1 protein-coding gene and 1 pseudogene are annotated in these 1,510 nt (G+C 30.9%); one reads left to right on the top strand and one right to left on the bottom strand.

What is annotated here, in order from left to right; all coding sequences use genetic code 11:
• Window positions 1-183 (top strand): annotated as a pseudogene (locus tag VLM92_RS13065) (hypothetical protein); the annotation flags it as partial.
• A 9-nt stretch (window positions 184-192) separates the two neighbouring features.
• Here the strand turns inward: VLM92_RS13065 and VLM92_RS13060 are convergent.
• Window positions 193-1,510: LamG-like jellyroll fold domain-containing protein (locus tag VLM92_RS13060; protein ID WP_325276773.1), on the bottom strand; the 1,318-nt coding region annotated here is incomplete at its 5' end.

Genomic DNA, 1,510 nt, shown 5'->3' with positions numbered 1-1,510 from the left:
CTGAATGCAAGGGCAGCTGTTGAAGCAGGCTGTAAACTGGTTATAGATACAGACGCACATACTACTGATTATATGAAATTTATGCGATTGGGTATTGCAATGGCTAGAAGAGGATGGTTACAAAAAAAAGATGTTATTAATACAGTTGGATTAAAACAGTTAAAAAAACAACTAAAACATTAGCTAAAATAATCAACTCCTTATTTTAAAATAGAAAATTAATCCAACTCCTGACAATATTGATAAAATAATCACATATTCAATCCAAGGATACTGATTATTTGTCGGCTCTATTGCAATATTATATAATTTCAATTCATCAATAAGACAAACTGCATCATGACCAATGTATACCTCAGTTTCTCTTCTTATGGATCCTTTAGGATTTTGAACCCCTGAAATAACAATGATATTTTGTTCTTTTCCATTGACATAAATATGCATTCCAGATGAAAAGCTTCGAGTAAAAACTACATGTATCCATTCATTCAAATTAATAACCGAATCAGTAGTTGCTATTTCATTTAAGCCCTCATCATTGGTAGAAACAAAAGCTAAAATCGCTCCTTGGGGAATTCTTGGATTTTCTTTTATTGTTAGACCATTTATGGCGACACCAAAAGTTCTTTCAGGTAATTGTGTTCTTGTTCTAGCACGTTCAACTATGATGTTATTATACTTCACATTTTTGAATTGTTTAGCATTTATCCAAACATCGATTGTTGCTTCATCAGGAATTTCTAGATGCGGTAAAATTGGCGTGTTAACATAAGCTGCGCCATCAAAAGAAAGAGACTTATTGAATTTTCCATCAATCAAAAGAGGAGTAAATGAATAATTTCCTGATGAAGTCCCTACGACAGCAGAATTTAATCCAGTTTTATCTGGTGTTACACCATTTGATTGTACTTCATCAAAAGGCCAGTACGCAACTATACTCTTCGGCTCTACCTTGGGTGGAGATAGAATAGAAGGTATTTCTTCACTTAAAATATTAAATGGAAAAATTAGTGGATTATTATCAAAATTATTGCTATCAATTTCGTAATGTATATTTCCTATTTCCGAATCTTCGATTTCTTTGGCTCCAGGATAACGAATGAAATAATTATCCCAATAATTACCTCCTGAAGGAAAACCTTCATCCCAATATTGAATGTTGTGAGAAGATGTTCCTCCAATGTTTTCTAAATTATTAATAAAGTTGTTATGATAGAATTTGTTTTGATTCGGAGTTGCAAAATATGGAGAAAAATAGATTCCCCAAGTACTTTCAGAAATATTGTTTGAACAAACAATATTGAATGAACCAACAAAAAAGAAGTTAAATTCAATATTATTTTTTATATTATTTGCAAAAACCAATGAATAAGATGATCCAATGCCTATACCTCTATTATTATTAGTAATGTTATTTTTTGATATTACATTGGAATAACCTTCAATTGCAATTCCCCCTTTAACATTTTTTTCTATGTTGTTTCCAGAAATATTGTTAAATGAACCTCCA

The organism is Romboutsia sp., from assembly GCF_035470145.1.
GTDB lineage: Bacteria > Bacillota > Clostridia > Peptostreptococcales > Peptostreptococcaceae > Romboutsia_D.
Note: the sequence above shows the minus strand (reverse complement) of the source record. Positions and strands in the feature narration are given on the sequence as shown.